The following is a 15,343-nucleotide window of genomic DNA, read 5'->3' as shown; positions in this document are numbered from 1 at the left end:
TAGCAGTATGCGATTAAGGCGCTAGATAGCGCGCCAACGCTGTGTCAAAGGTGTCTTGGGCCTGCATAATTAGATCGCAGGCGGCACGCACCGCACCGTCACCGCCACGCTCGCGGCTCTGCCAGTGGGCTCGTGCAGCTACGCTTGTATGGGCGTTGGCAACGGCAAAGGCCAGTCCCACGCGTGTCATCACACTCAAATCGGGCCAGTCATCGCCCATAAAGGCAATTTCGTTCAGTTGCAACGGATGCTCTTGCAGTATTTCCTGCAATGCATCCCACTTGTCTTCGCGCCCCTGTACCAGAATGTTAATACCCAGGTCATTGGCGCGGCGCGCCACCAGGTTACTGGTACGGCCAGTAATAATGCCGACCTTGACCCCACTTTTCTGTAACAGTTTGATGCCGTGGCCATCCAAGGTGCTAAAGGCTTTAAATTCTTCGCCGTTGTTGCCGAAGTAAAGCTTGCCATCGGTCAACACACCATCGACATCCAGCAGTAATAATTTAATACGCGCAGCGCGCTCACGCAGTTCGGGATTCATAGGGTTTCTATTCACAAAAAGGAGATTTAAATAATACCGGCGCGCAGCAGGTCATTGATTTTGACGACACCAACCAGTTTTTTTTGTTCGTTGGTGATTAGCAGAACGTTAATTTTTGCCTGTTCCATTAGCGCGAGTGCTTCGGCGGCGAGTGTATTATCACGCAATGTTTTGGGGGTGGTATTCATCAATTCCCCCACTCGTGCAACGCGTATATCGATCCCGCGATCGATACTACGGCGCAAATCACCATCCGTGAAAATTCCCAATAAGTCGCCTGCAGAGTTCATCACCGTGGTCATGCCAAAACCTTTTTGAGACATTTCCATCAGCGCATCAGCCATTGGAGTTTCGGGCAATACGCGGGGAATTTCGTTGTCTGTATGCATCACATCCGAGAGGCGTAAAAGCAGTTTGCGCCCTAGTGCCCCGCCCGGGTGGGAAAAGGCGAAATCCTCGGCCGTGAATCCGCGCGCTTCCAACAGTGCTATAGCCAGTGCATCACCTAGAACGAGAGTGGCAGTGGTGCTTGATGTGGGTGCGAGATCCAGCGGGCACGCCTCGTGAACCACGCTGATATCTAGGTTGACTTCGGCTACTTCGGCGATGGTTGAGTCGGGGTTGCTGGTCATACTGATTATTTTGATACCGCCACGTTTTAGCAGTGGCAACAGGGCAACAATTTCAGAGGAGGTTCCGGAATAGGAGATGGCCAGCAAAATGTCGTCTTTGGTAATCATCCCCAGATCGCCATGGCTGGCCTCACCGGGATGGACATAAAAGGAGGGAGTACCAGTGCTCGCCAGAGTGGCAGCGATCTTTTTGCCTACATGGCCGGATTTGCCCATGCCGGTCACTATCACTCGCCCTTTGCCGTTCAAAATCAATTCACAGGCCTGGCTAAATTGACCATCGATGCGACTCATTAATGCCGTAACAGCTTCCGCTTCAAAGCGAATGGTACGCAACGCAGAACTGACATAATCAAAAGTGGCCATATAAATCCCATTGCAGGCAATTCGGGGTGGGGCATTATAACGAGCGAGCGTGTTTAGGCGAGTTGTGTTTACGTCTTTTTTCCCTTCAGGCTCTTAAGAATTTTAATACAGCGATGGTATAGTGCGCCCCGCAACGCCACCGGCGGCGCTTCCGCACAATAAATCGCCACAATCCTAATCAATGACAAAGAATGGCACCTTAGGGAACTAGCGCTGTCTGATGTATGGCTGTAAAGCAATCAGGGCATAAGGCAATCAGGCTTTAGCCTCACTTGGTTAATGGAAGGTTTATACGATGAAAACTGTTTCCCTGTTGAAATCCCTGTTCGGATTTTCTTTATCAATCGCCTTGGTCTGGTCGCAAGTGGCAGGTGCACAAGATGCCGCTAAACCAGCAGCAGACCCCAAGGTTATCGTTGAATCTGTAGCGCAAGAGCTGTTTGGTTTGGTGAAGACCAAAAACACCGCCAAGACTCCTGACGATCAATATTACAAACAAGTTGAAAAAGTGTTGGATCCGGTCGTTAACTTTCCCTTTATCGCCGGTTCGGTAATGGGCAAGGCGACTTACAAACAAGCAACGCCGGCTCAGCGTGAACAATTCCTCAAGGTGTTCAAGGATGGCATGGTCAAATCCTTGGCCAAAGGGGTTTTAGGCTATGCGGATAGCAAGGTAACTATTGCAGGAGTGGATACTGTTAAAGCTGATCGTGTCGTGGTCAAGCAAGAGGTTAGTGCTGAAGGGGCTACCCACAAACTGGACTACACCATGGTTAAAGGTAAATCCGGTGAATGGAAGCTGATCAACGTAGTCCTGAACGGTGTAAATCTCGGTCAGTCCTTCAGCAGTCAATTCAAGGCGGGTCTGAAAAAGCACAATGGTAATGTGGATCAGGTTATTGCTAACTGGCTTGCGGATGCTTGATTGTTGGCGGATTACTGGCCTCTGCAGACGTGTCTGCGCAGGCCAGTAAAGGTCTGTACATTTTCAAATTGTTAATATTTGTCGCTCTATTTTTTTAACATTTATTGGACGAACCATGGACACAGGTTTACAGTGCTTGGTAGCACTCGCAGGATTCCACCAGCTCCCCGCTGATGCTTCACAACTCTCCCACCAATTCGCAATTCCCGGTCAACCGTTTAGCAATACTGAAATCCTCCGCGCCGCCAAAGCGCTGACTTTTAAAGCGAAATTATTTTCGTTTAAACTCGATAAATTAATCGGTTCCAGTTTGCCCGCAATTGTTAAAACGGTCGATGGCGATTACATCATCCTCGCGCGCGTGGCTGAAGAGGAGGGCAAACCGGTTAAGGTGTTGGTGCAGGATTTGCGTGAGCAAGCGCCCAAAACACTCACCGCAGAAGAGTTTGCATCACTCTGGTCTGGTGAAATTATTTATGTAACGCGCCGCCTGGGTTTGCGCGAAAGCCTGCAACAAAAGTTCGATATCAGCTGGTTTATTCCCTCGTTAATCAAATACCGGAAATTATTTGGCGAAGTGATTATCGCCTCATTTTTTTTGCAGCTCTTTGCGCTGATTACACCACTGCTATTTCAAGTGGTGATGGATAAAGTGTTAGTGCATCGCGGGTTCAGTACGCTCGATGTCATCGCCTTTGGTTTTTTAGCGATTGCGATTTTTGAAGCATTGCTCGGGGGTATTCGCAGTTATGTGATGTCCCATACCACCAGCCGGGTGGATGTGGAATTGGGCTCGCGCCTGTTTAATCATTTAATGGCCTTGCCCATGGCCTATTTCGAGTCGCGGCAAGTGGGGCAAAATGTCGCGCGCGTGCATGAGCTGGATACCATCCGCAATTTTATTACCGGTAGTGCACTTACTTTAATTCTCGATCTGGGTTTCACCATCGTCTTCCTGCTGGTGATGTGGTACTACAGCACCACCTTATTTTTTGTGGTGGCCGCCACCATCCCCTGTTACATCCTGCTCTCGGTATTTATCACGCCGATATTGCGTCATCGCCTCAATGACAAATTCAAATACGGTGCCGCGAATACGGCATTCCTTACCGAATCCGTCACCGGTGTACAAACCGTAAAAGCCATGGCGGTAGAGCCGCAGATGCAGCGCAAATGGGAAGATCAACTCGCCCATTATGTGAATGCCTCCTTTCGTAGCCAGAACCTCGGCAATGTGGCCAATCAAATTGCCGGATTGATTAATAAGCTAATGACACTCGGGATTATCTGGTGGGGAGCGCATTTGGTAATCGCCGGTGAACTCACCGTTGGCGAATTGATTGCGTTCAACATGCTCGCCGGTCGCGTGAGCGGCCCTATTTTAAAACTTGTACAACTCTGGCAAGACTTCCAGCAAGCGGGTATTTCCATTGAGCGCCTGGGCGATATTTTAAATACCCCGCGCGAACCCGGTTACAACCCCAATCGCTCCACACTGCCATCGATTGCCGGGCAAGTGAATTTTGAACACGTGCGTTTCCGCTATCGCCACGACGGCCCGGTGATTCTCGATCAATTTAATCTGCAGGTTCAACCTGGGGAAATTATTGGTATTGTCGGTCGCTCCGGTTCCGGTAAAAGCACGCTTACCAAATTGATCCAGCGGCTGTATTTGCCCGAGTCGGGGCGAATGCTGGTGGATGGAGTAGACCTTGCTATGGTGGATACCGCTTGGCTGCGACGCAATATTGGTGTGGTATTGCAAGAGAATTTTTTATTTAACCAAACCGTGCGTGAAAATATCGCGCTCACTAATCCCGCCGCGCCCATGGAGCAGATTGTGGCGGTTGCCAAACTCGCCGGCGCCCATGAATTTATTGTGGATCTCCCCGAAGCTTACGACACTATGGTCGGCGAACAGGGCAGCAACCTCTCCGGCGGCCAACGCCAGCGCCTCGCGATTGCCCGCGCGTTATTAACCAATCCCAAAATATTAATCTTCGATGAAGCCACCAGTGCGCTGGATTACGAATCCGAACGCATCATCCAGGACAACATGGCGCACATTTGTAACGGCCGCACCGTGTTTATCATCGCCCACCGCTTAAGTACGGTGCGCATTTGCAATCGCATTATTGTGATGAACAAAGGCCGCATTGTAGAGCAGGGCTCGCATGATCAGTTATTGCAACAACAAGGCTACTACGCGCAATTGCATGGCTATCAGGATGCCAAGGCAGCCGCACGCCCGATGGTAAAAAAGGAAAATATTGAGATGGAGTTTAACCATGACTAATTTTTTTGAATTACTGCGCGAAGCCTGGCGTGAACGCGGTAAATTGGGTGATGGTTCCAAGCAGCAAGGCTTGTCGGAATTTATGCCAGCGGCATTGGAGCTACAGGAAACCCCGCCCAACCCCTTAGTGCGCTGGCTCGCCTGGACACTCATTACCTTATTTATCCTCACGCTGCTCTGGGCCATCTTTGGCAAAGTGGATGTAGTAGCCAGTGCGGAAGGCAAAATTATTCCCGGCAGTCGCGTTAAACAAATCCAGCCGTTGGATAAAGGCGTGATCAAAGCCATCCACGTGAAAGAAGGGCAGTATGTAAAAGAGGGTGATCCACTGATCGAATTGGATCGCACCATCACTGCTGCGGATCAGGCACGTATGCAACAGGAGCTGCACAATGCGAGTTTGAATCTTGCGGGCAGTGAAGCCTTGCAAGCATTAATAGCTGACCAGCAAAACACGGCAGAAAAAAATTCGCAACAACCCAAGAATCAACAGCATCAAAAAATTCATCAAAGAATCAACCAACACAAAAAACCTGTCGCCGCGAGTGAGCTGGCCTTGGTGATTGATGAAAAACTCACATTATCTGCTTCAGAAATATTATTGCACCAACAAAAAACCTGGGAGCAATGGCAACAATACCAGGCACAACTCAGCAGCTTGCACAGCGCCTTAACCAAAGCGCAAAGTGAAAAAATCGCCAACCTGGAAACCATCAAGAAACTCGAGCAAACCCTGCCGATGGTCACCAAACGCGCTACTGCCTTGCACAGCCTCTATCAAAAAAACATGGCCTCAGAAGCGGAATACCTGGAACTGGAACAACAGCGCATCGAACGCACGCAAGACCTCGCCACGCAACAGCAAATCCAACAACAACTTATCGCCGCGATCAATGAAGCCCAGCAGCAAATCAACGCCCTCAAAGCAGACACCAGCAGCAAACTGCTCGCACAAATTGCGGATAGTCGCAACCAACTCGCCACTATCACCGAAGAGCTGGTTAAAGCGCGCGATATGAATGACAAACAAATCCTCTACGCCCCGGTCTCCGGTTACGTACAACAACTCGCGGTCAACACCATCGGTGGTGTTGTCACCGAAGCCCAACAATTAATGATTGTGGTACCGGAAGAAGAAAACCTGGAAGTACAAGTCATGCTCGGCAACCAGGATATCGGTTTTGTGCAAAGCGATATGCCGGCAGAAATTAAAATCCACACCTTCCCCTTCACCAAATACGGTTTGATCGACGCCACCGTTACCCATATCTCCGATGACGCCATCCTCGATGAAAAACTCGGCCTCGTATACGCCATGCATTTAAAAATGCACAAGAGCACTATTCGCGTAGAAGCGAAAGATGTGAAATTAATTCCGGGCATGGCGGTCACGGCGGAAGTGAAGACGACGCAGCGACGAGTGATTGAATATTTTCTGTCGCCACTGTTGAAGTACAAGCAGGAGAGTATTCGGGAGCGGTGAGTAATTATTTCACAAAAATTTATTTTCAATGTTTGTGTTAATTTTTATCAATTGCAACTATCTGTCATTTTTTATTAAAACCAATTCAAGTATATTCATTGTGCCTTTTAACAAAGGAAATTTTTTGTGTGGTAGTGTTCTGTTTTGCGCCACATAAATTTTGTTATTTATTTTATCTTAAAAAGTGACAAAGGAGTTTTATAAATGGCAACAATAAATGGCGACCAAAATGCAAATATCATTGTTGGTACTGACGTCGGTGATTTGATATACGGTAAGGCGGGAGATGATGTTATTTCAGGTGCAAGCGGCAACGATAGTGTCTACGGCGATGCCGGCAACGATGTTCTGGATGGCGGAACGGGTAATGATATTCTGAGTGGTGGTGCGGGTAATGATACTTACCTCTTCGGTTACGGTGGCGGTCAGGACAGTATTTCTAACTACGATACCGGCGCTGGTCGAGTTGATGTATTGCGCTTCGCGGATGCGGTTGCTACGACAGATGTAAGAGTTACCCGTAACTACAATGATCTGATCGTTACCTTGACTAGTACCGGCGACAAGGTGACTGTTGGTAATCATTTTTATAACGATGGTGCGGGAGGTTATGCATTAAATCATCTGGTATTCGCTGATGGTACTGTGTGGGATTACGCTGCGCTTCAGGCATTGGCGGCGACGGCCACAGAAGGGGCTGATAATTTATACGGTGATGCTGGCAATAATGTTCTGAGTGGCTTGGGCGGCAATGATTATTTATATGGCCGTGCAGGGAATGATGTACTTGAGGGTGGTTTTGGTGCTGACAACCTTTATGGTGAAGATGGCAATGACAACCTCAATGGCGGTTCAGATAATGATTATGTTGCGGGCGGCAACGGCGATGACTTCGTTGCTGGTGGTGCAGGTAATGATAACGTCTACGGCGATGCCGGCAACGATGTTCTGGATGGCGGAACGGGTAATGATAATCTGAGTGGTGGTGCGGGTAATGATACTTACCTCTTCGGTTACGGTGGCGGTCAGGACAGTATTTCTAACTACGATACCGGCGCTGGTCGAGTTGATGTATTGCGCTTCGCGGATGCGGTTGCTACGACAGATGTAAGAGTTACCCGTAACTACAATGATCTGATCGTTACCTTGACTAGTACCGGCGACAAGGTGACTGTTGGTAATCATTTTTATAACGATGGTGCGGGAGGTTATGCATTAAATCATCTGGTATTCGCTGATGGTACTGTGTGGGATTACGCTGCGCTTCAGGCATTGGCGGCGACGGCCACAGAAGGGGCTGATAATTTATACGGTGATGCTGGCAATAATGTTCTGAGTGGCTTGGGCGGCAATGATTATTTATATGGCCGTGCAGGGAATGATGTACTTGAGGGTGGTTTTGGTGCTGACAACCTTTATGGTGAAGATGGCAATGACAACCTCAATGGCGGTTCAGATAATGATTATGTTGCGGGCGGCAACGGCGATGACTTCGTTGCTGGTGGTGCAGGTAATGATAACGTCTACGGCGATGCCGGCAACGATGTTCTGGATGGCGGAACGGGTAATGATAATCTGAGTGGTGGTGCGGGTAATGATACTTACCTCTTCGGTTACGGTGGCGGTCAGGACAGTATTTCTAACTACGATACCGGCGCTGGTCGAGTTGATGTATTGCGCTTCTCGGATGCGGTTGCTACGACAGATGTAAGAGTTACCCGTAACTACAATGATTTGATCGTTACCTTGACTAGTACCGGTGACAAGGTGACTGTTGGTAATCATTTTTATAACGATGGTGCGGGAGGTTATGCATTAAATCATCTGGTATTCGCTGATGGTACTGTGTGGGATTACGCTGCGCTTCAGGCATTGGCGGCGACGGCCACAGAAGGGGCTGATAATTTATACGGTGATGCTGGCAATAATGTTCTGAGTGGCTTGGGCGGCAATGATTATTTATATGGCCGTGCAGGGAATGATGTACTTGAGGGTGGTTTTGGTGCTGACAACCTTTATGGTGAAGATGGCAATGACAACCTCAATGGCGGTTCAGATAATGATTATGTTGCGGGCGGCAACGGCGATGACTTCGTTGCTGGTGGTGCAGGTAATGATAACGTCTACGGCGATGCCGGCAACGATGTTCTGGATGGCGGAACGGGTAATGATAATCTGAGTGGTGGTGCGGGTAATGATACTTACCTCTTCGGTTACGGTGGCGGTCAGGACAGTATTTCTAATTACGATGCTGATGCATCCAGTGTTGATATCGCGCGTTTTGATGGAAATGGTTTGCAGGATTTGTTGTTCTCACGGCTTGGTAATGACGTGCTTGTTGCTAGGGTTGGTTCAGCTGATCAAGTTTCCGTTTATAACTGGTATTCCAACCAATCTTATCAGTTGGATCAGATTGAAATAGGGGCGGATATCATAACGAATAGCCAAATTAATCAATTGGTTAGCGCTATGGCGGCATTTGCTCCGGCAGTTGGTGTTAGTAGCTTGAGTCGTGTTGGCGAAAATGATCACCAGTATCCTGTTTTGGCAGTGATGTCTTGATGCGCTAGTATTACCGAGGACTAATATCCATTTTGAACCCCGGCCTAACGGCTGGGGTTTTGTTTTTGGGGTGGGTGGGATTTTGGGTAAAACCGGTTTTTGGGGTGCTAGTTGCCAGCAGTTCCGGTAAACTTCGCGCCTTATTTATTTCTACCGGATACAACTATGCAAGCCGAACAAATCAAAGCGCTAATTGAGAGCCAAATTCCTGATTGTGATGTGAAATCTGTCGAAGTGCAGGGCGATCATATTGGTCTTGTTATCGTCAGCCCGGCGTTTGCGGGTTTGACGCCGGTCAAAAAGCAGCAGCTGGTGCTCTCCACCCTGAGTGCCCAATTCGCTGATCGTAGCATCCATGCGGTGGATTACATTAAGTCCTTTACCCCTGAGCAGTGGCAACAGCAGCAACAGCAGCAGTAATTCGTCGGCGCGAGCCAGTCCCGTTTTTACAATTTTCAGTTTTCAGGTTAGTAATGGATAAGTTTTTAATTACAGGCGGCGGTCCGCTTTCCGGTGAAATTCGTGTTTCCGGTTCCAAAAATGCCGGTTTACCACTGCTGGCGGCGACGATTCTTGCCCAATCCAAAGTGCGTCTGACGAATGTCCCGCACTTGAAAGATATGACCACCATGGTCACCTTGTTGCAAACCCTCGGGTTGACGATTGAAATTCAAGGTGATCACGTGGTGATCGTTGACCCGAATACCATCAACTCCTACACCGCACCTTACGAGCTGGTGAAAACCATGCGGGCCTCGATTCTGGTGCTCGGCCCACTGTTGGCGCGTTACGGCGAAGCCAATGTGTCTTTTCCGGGGGGGTGTGCGATTGGGTCGCGTCCTGTGGATATCCACCTCCGCGGCCTTGAAGCTATGGGTGCCAGTATTGAAATCGACGGCGGTTATATTCGCGCCCGCTCCCATGGCCGCTTGAAAGGCTGCCATTTCCTAATGGATGTGGTGACGGTTGGCGGTACCGAAAACCTGTTGATGGCAGCGGTATTGGCCGATGGAAAAACCGTGTTGGAAAACGCCGCGCGCGAGCCGGAGATTGTCGATCTCGCCAATATGCTGGCGGCCATGGGTGCAAAGATCGAGGGTATTGGAACCTCGACCTTAACGATTCAAGGCGTTGAATCCCTGCACGGCTGCGATTACGCGGTAATGCCGGATCGTATCGAAACCGGTACTTATTTGGTTGCTGCGGCCGCTACACGTGGCAAAATCAAACTGATCAATACCCGCGCGGATATTCTGGAAGCGGTAATTTTGAAGTTGCAGGAAGCTGGCGCAGACATTGCGAGCGGCGGCGACTGGATTACCTTGGATATGCATGGTCAGCGCCCGAAAGCGGTCAGCCTGCGCACCGCGCCTTACCCGGCATTCCCTACCGACATGCAATCGCAATTTATGGCGATGAATGCCGTTGCCGAAGGTGTCAGTCATATCACTGAAACGATTTTTGAAAATCGTCTGGTGCAAGTGGCTGAATTGAATCGTATGGGGGCACATATCGAGCTGGAGCACAACACCGCGATTGTCACAGGTGTTGAGCGATTGAAGGCAGCGCCGGTGATGGCGTCGGATCTGCGTGCGTCGGCGAGTTTGGTGATTGCCGGGTTGGTAGCTGACGGCGAGACCCTGATTGACCGCATTTACCACATTGATCGCGGTTACGAAGCGATTGAAGAAAAATTCCAAAGTTTGGGCGCCAGCGTGCGCCGAGTAAAAGGTTCCTGAGCATGAGTCAGACGCTGACTATCGCCCTGACCAAAGGGCGTATTCTGGATGAAACCCTGCCGCTGCTGGCGGCAGCGGATATTCGTCCGCTCGAAGACATGGAAAAAAGCCGTAAGCTGGTTTTTGAAACCACTCAACCTAATGTGCGCTTTTTGTTATTGCGCGGCGCTGATGTGCCTACTTACGTGCAATTTGGCGCGGCGGATATGGGGATTTCGGGCAAAGATACGCTGATGGAAAATGGTGCAGATGGTTTGTATGAACCTCTCGACCTGAATATCGCGCGTTGCAGACTAATGACCGCGGGCGTTAAAGGGCAGCTAACACCCCCGGGCCGTATTCGCGTTGCAACCAAGTACGTCAATGTCGCTAAACAATATTACGCTGCTCAGGGTCGCCAAATCGATGTAATCAAACTTTATGGTGCAATGGAGTTGGCGCCGATTATGAATTTGGCTGACGAAATTGTGGATATTGTGGATACCGGCAACACCCTGCGTGCAAACGGCCTTGAGCCACGCGAGTTTATCGCTGATATCAGTTCGCGACTCATAGTGAATAAAGCCTCGATGAAAATGAAGCATGTCCAAATTCAGGCGATTATTGATTGCGTCGCGGGTGCAATAACTTCTGCAGAATAAATTCTTCGCAATGCCGGCGCTTGCAATCTTTGCGAGGCAAACAAGCTATGATTGCAATTAAATAGTTTAATGAGCTATTGCAGGCGCCGGTAAGCATCATAAGTTTCGACTAATTCACCGTTATTCAGTGTTTTCCCTTTTTACCTTTGTTACAGCAACGAGATTTTTATGTCTGAATCTGTTATCACACGATTGGATGCAAGCCAGGGAGATTTTAATCAGCGTCTGGATGAATTGTTGGCTTGGGAATCAGTGAGCGATACCCGTGTGGCCAGTGTGGTAGAAGAAATTCTGCATCAAGTAAAAGCCCGTGGCGATGCGGCTGTGGTGGAATACACCAATAAGTTTGATCGTCGTAGCGCACAATCTTTGAATGATCTCGTGGTGCCGCCAGCGCAATTGCACGCGGCACTGCAACAAATCACGGCGGAGCAACGTACTGCCTTGGAAGTGGCAGCAGAACGCATTCGCAGTTACCACAAGCATCAATTGCAATCCTCCTGGCAATACACAGAGGCCGATGGCACTGTGTTGGGGCAGCAAATTTCCGCGATGGAACGTGTCGGGCTTTATGTGCCCGGCGGTAAAGCGTCTTACCCATCCTCTGTTTTAATGAATGCGATTCCCGCAAAAGTGGCTGGAGTGGATGAGTTAACTATGGTGGTGCCGGCACCGGATGGTGAAATTAGTCCAATCGTATTGGCTGCTGCCGCGGTTGCTGGTGTTGATCGCGTAATTACCATCGGCGGTGCGCAAGCCGTTGCAGCGTTGGCTTTTGGAACTGAATCAATTGCCAAAGTCGATAAGATTGTGGGACCGGGCAATATTTATGTGGCGACTGCCAAGCGTGCGGTATTTGGGCAGGTAGCGATTGATATGATCGCCGGGCCGTCAGAAATTTTAGTGGTATGCGATGGTTTAACTGATCCGGATTGGATTGCGATGGATCTGTTTAGTCAGGCTGAGCATGATGAGCAAGCCCAAGCTATTTTGTTGTGCCCTGATGCGGAGTATTTGAATAAAGTTGAGGCATCGATTAAAAAATTATTACCCACACTCGCACGCAAAGACATTGCTAGTGTTTCTTTAAAAAATCGCGGTGCCTTAATTAAAGTGGCGGACATGCAGCAAGCAGTTGCGATTAGCAATCGCATCGCACCCGAGCACCTGGAATTGTCAGTTGCAGATCCGGAAGAGATTCTGCCGCAAATTCGTCACGCGGGCGCTATTTTCATGGGACGCCATACCCCAGAAGCGTTGGGAGATTACTGTGCTGGGCCAAATCACGTTTTACCCACTTCAGGTACTGCGCGCTTTTCGTCTCCCTTGGGTGTTTACGATTTTCAAAAGCGCAGCTCGGTAATTATGTGTTCGCCAGCGGGAGCATCGACTTTATCGAAAACCGCGTCGGTATTGGCGCGTGGTGAACAACTAGAAGCGCATGCGCGCTCCGCAGAATATCGCATCATTGAATAACAATTGATGATGTGTTGTGATAAAAAAACGGGTGCATTTGCACCCGTTTTTTAGTTCTTAATTATTGAATGGGCTAATCAGGTCTTGGTAGGAGGGAAGGCTGCAACGGCTTTAATCTCAATGGACTTTCCATCGCGCAGCACTCTGAAGGTTACTTCGGCGTTAGGCTGAATATTGAAGAGCGAATTGTTAACTGAGCGCTTGTCAATGAGTGGTATGTTATCAATATGGGTGATGTAGTCGTTCACTTTAAAACCCGCTTTTGCAGCGGGGCTATCGGGTTCAATTTCGCTAACCAGTAAGCCTACAGCACCTAGTTTCTGCACCAGCTCGGCGGAAGTTTCTGTTACGCCAATGCCCAGCCAGCCGCGTCTTACTCCACCAAACTCTACAATTTGCTTGAGTGAGTTCATTGCCTTATCGACGGGCACCGCAAAGCTGATTCCAAATGATGCGCCTGTTTCATCCAGCATGGCGGTATTTATACCGATCAGATTGCCGTAGGCGTCTATCAGTGCACCACCCGAATTTCCAGGGTTAATAGCGGCATCGGTTTGAATAAAATTTTCGGCACTGTTAATGCCAAGATTCCAGCGACCGGTGGCACTTACAATTCCCTGGCTGACGCTTTGGCCAACACCAAAAGGATTGCCGATTGCCAGCACGACATCGCCCACGCGAATGTTGTCGGAATTGCCAAGATTGATAGCGCTGATTTTGTCGAGCTGTATGCGCAACACCGCCAGATCGTTGGCTTTATCAATACCTACTAATTCGGCGGCAGTAAATCGGCCATCATACAGAAGCACGAAAATTCGATCGGCGCCGTTAATGACGTGGTTGTTGGTGAGAATTAATCCGTTGTTATCAACAATCACGCCTGATCCCAGGGTTTTTTCCATCCGCTCTTGTTGTGGGACGTTTGAGTTGTTGTAGAGCTGGCGAAAAAAAGGATTGTTGTACAGGTTTTGGTAGCGCTGTATTACGCGCTTTTCCGTGTAGATATTTACCACCGCCGGTGCGGCACGATTTACCGCATCGGCATAGGACACAACACCGGTGCCCAGGTTGCTAGAGGAATTGCTGTTGGTCGGGGTTTGTATGTCGCCGCGTAATTGGGGAAATAAAAGTAGTGCTAGTAACGCGATAATTACACCTGCAATAACCGGCCAGCCGATAAAGTTTAGCAAGCGTTGAAAGTGCATTACTGTGTTCTCCGTCGATTTGTTTTTGGTGTGCAACAAAAACCCCGCGAGCGCGGGGTTACTTAATTCCAGTCGACGTCCTGTGCGCAGAAATGGCTATTGTTGAGAAAATGTTAATAGCGGTTGGCCTTGCCATCAAAATCAAAATCATCGGCGGACTCCGTTGGCATGCGGCTGTGATGCTGGTCTTCGCGCAGATCGTAATCTTCGCTCAGTGTGCCTTTAGTGCCAGGGGTTTTAGGTGCCCAGTCGCGTGGTGGCTCAATCCGTTGTTCATTGATATAGGCTTTTGTATCGCCACTCAGGTTAGTGTTGGCGGAGTCGATAATTTGGCGGCTGATGGCGGGTGTGGCCAATTTCAACGCACCGCTCGCGAGATGCTCATGCACTTCACGATAAGCTTGGGTGAGGTTGTTTACCAGTTGCGAGGTTTGGGCGAAATGCTCAGCAACATCGCGCTGATAACCTTGTAGTGAGTTTTCTGCTTCATGCAGGCGTTGTTCTAAATCGCGGCCTAATAATTGAGCGCGAAAAACGTACAGTACGGCAGCGCCCACAGCGCCACCCATCAATAAACAAATGAATCCGGTAATAACTAGCGCACTGAATGAATACACAGGAATCTCCTCATCAACGAGTGTGTTTATGATCATATGCGATCAAGAACACGCATAGACCTATTATAAGTCCATTTTCTCATTAAAATGGGCAAAAATTATCGGGCTTTCGTCTGAGTAACGAAATTTGAGGTAAATCATGCAATTTCCGTTTGCAAAAGAAGAGTTGTTAATAATCCCTGGGCCAGTTGGTCAGTTGCAGGCTGTCCTTCATCAGGGGGATGAGGCAGGCATGTTTGCCAGCCATCACTGGTTAGTGGTCGTTTGTCATCCGCACCCGGTGCATGGCGGAACCATGGACAACAAAGTGGTGACAACCTTGATGCGCACTTATCGCGATCTTGGCATTCATGTGTTGCGTTTTAATTTTCGCGGCGTAGGTAAAAGCGATGGTGTTTTTGATAATGCTATTGGCGAGCAGGATGACTTGCGAGCAATTATTAGTTGGTGTCGGCAGATGCTACCGGACGCAGGTGTGCTACTCGCAGGGTTTTCATTTGGTTCCTCGATCGCGGCCCAGGTTAGTTACGAGGTTGCCGGGTTGCGCCATTTAACCCTGGTGGCGCCACCGGTAGAGCGTTATCCCTACTCGCGCGACAATCAATTTTCCAGTGCGACCTGTGTTATTCAGGGAGATCAGGATGAGCGAGTTATCGCCCAAGGCGTATATGACTGGGTTGCGAGTTTGCAGGGCGAGGTAAAATTATTGCGCTACCCTGATGCCGGGCATTTTTTTCACGGCTATTTAACGGCGTTAAAGACGGATCTCACACAAATCCTGCAACAGCAATTGCGCTTATAATCTGAAATTGCCGTGGTCATTCCTCGATGCAGCCGTTAAAGTGGCTGCTGCACTT

General features: G+C 49.2%; 13 protein-coding genes. 9 read left to right on the top strand and 4 right to left on the bottom strand.

What is annotated here, in order from left to right:
• Window positions 1–13: 13 nt before the first annotated feature.
• On the bottom strand, window positions 14–544 hold the full coding sequence (locus D0C16_RS09735; protein WP_151032180.1) for an HAD family hydrolase: 531 nt from the start codon (window positions 542–544) through the stop codon (window positions 14–16).
• A gap of 26 nt (window positions 545–570) precedes the next feature.
• Window positions 571–1,542, bottom strand: coding sequence for a KpsF/GutQ family sugar-phosphate isomerase (locus D0C16_RS09730; RefSeq protein WP_151032178.1), 972 nt, complete (start codon window positions 1,540–1,542; stop codon window positions 571–573).
• A 295-nt stretch (window positions 1,543–1,837) separates the two neighbouring features.
• Between D0C16_RS09730 and D0C16_RS09725 the strand changes: the two genes are divergently transcribed.
• The 8 genes from D0C16_RS09725 to hisD all read left to right on the top strand — a co-directional run bounded on the left by D0C16_RS09725 (window position 1,838) and on the right by hisD (window position 12,664).
• On the top strand, window positions 1,838–2,467 hold the full coding sequence (locus D0C16_RS09725) for a phospholipid-binding protein MlaC (RefSeq protein ID WP_151032176.1): 630 nt from the start codon (window positions 1,838–1,840) through the stop codon (window positions 2,465–2,467).
• Window positions 2,468–2,582: 115 nt separating this feature from the next.
• On the top strand, window positions 2,583–4,763 hold the full coding sequence (locus D0C16_RS09720; RefSeq protein WP_151032174.1) for a type I secretion system permease/ATPase: 2,181 nt from the start codon (window positions 2,583–2,585) through the stop codon (window positions 4,761–4,763).
• Window positions 4,756–6,246, top strand: coding sequence for an HlyD family type I secretion periplasmic adaptor subunit (locus D0C16_RS09715; protein ID WP_151032172.1), 1,491 nt, complete (start codon window positions 4,756–4,758; stop codon window positions 6,244–6,246). The genes D0C16_RS09720 and D0C16_RS09715 overlap by 8 nt, the downstream gene beginning before the upstream one ends.
• Before the next feature lie 204 nt (window positions 6,247–6,450).
• The gene (locus tag D0C16_RS09710) at window positions 6,451–8,808 is read left to right on the top strand and encodes a calcium-binding protein (protein WP_151032170.1); all 2,358 of its coding nucleotides are present in this window, start codon (window positions 6,451–6,453) and stop codon (window positions 8,806–8,808) included.
• A 165-nt stretch (window positions 8,809–8,973) separates the two neighbouring features.
• A complete protein-coding gene (locus D0C16_RS09705) occupies window positions 8,974–9,228 on the top strand; it encodes a BolA family protein (protein WP_151032168.1) in 255 nt (84 codons plus the stop codon).
• A gap of 53 nt (window positions 9,229–9,281) precedes the next feature.
• Window positions 9,282–10,547, top strand: coding sequence for a UDP-N-acetylglucosamine 1-carboxyvinyltransferase (murA, locus tag D0C16_RS09700; protein WP_151032166.1), 1,266 nt, complete (start codon window positions 9,282–9,284; stop codon window positions 10,545–10,547).
• A 2-nt stretch (window positions 10,548–10,549) separates the two neighbouring features.
• Window positions 10,550–11,188: an ATP phosphoribosyltransferase gene (hisG, locus tag D0C16_RS09695; protein ID WP_151032164.1), complete on the top strand. Its 639-nt coding sequence runs from the start codon at window positions 10,550–10,552 to the stop codon at window positions 11,186–11,188.
• 168 nt (window positions 11,189–11,356) lie between these two features.
• A complete protein-coding gene (gene hisD, locus D0C16_RS09690; RefSeq protein WP_151032162.1) occupies window positions 11,357–12,664 on the top strand; it encodes a histidinol dehydrogenase in 1,308 nt (435 codons plus the stop codon).
• Window positions 12,665–12,741: 77 nt separating this feature from the next.
• Here hisD and D0C16_RS09685 read toward each other — a convergent pair whose 3' ends face one another.
• Window positions 12,742–13,869 carry a trypsin-like peptidase domain-containing protein gene (locus tag D0C16_RS09685; protein WP_151032160.1) on the bottom strand — a complete coding sequence of 376 codons (1,128 nt, stop codon included), beginning with the start codon at window positions 13,867–13,869 and terminating at the stop codon, window positions 12,742–12,744.
• A gap of 113 nt (window positions 13,870–13,982) precedes the next feature.
• A complete protein-coding gene (locus D0C16_RS09680) occupies window positions 13,983–14,486 on the bottom strand; it encodes a YhcB family protein (RefSeq protein WP_225318971.1) in 504 nt (167 codons plus the stop codon).
• Window positions 14,487–14,625: 139 nt separating this feature from the next.
• Here D0C16_RS09680 and D0C16_RS09675 point away from each other — a divergent pair, with 139 nt between their 5' ends.
• Entirely contained in the window at window positions 14,626–15,288 is a 663-nt protein-coding gene (locus tag D0C16_RS09675; protein ID WP_151032158.1) for an alpha/beta hydrolase, read from the top strand.
• Window positions 15,289–15,343 lie beyond the last annotated feature (55 nt).

This window comes from Cellvibrio sp. KY-GH-1 (assembly GCF_008806975.1).
Lineage (GTDB): Bacteria > Pseudomonadota > Gammaproteobacteria > Pseudomonadales > Cellvibrionaceae > Cellvibrio.
This window is presented reverse-complemented; position numbering and strand designations above follow the sequence as displayed.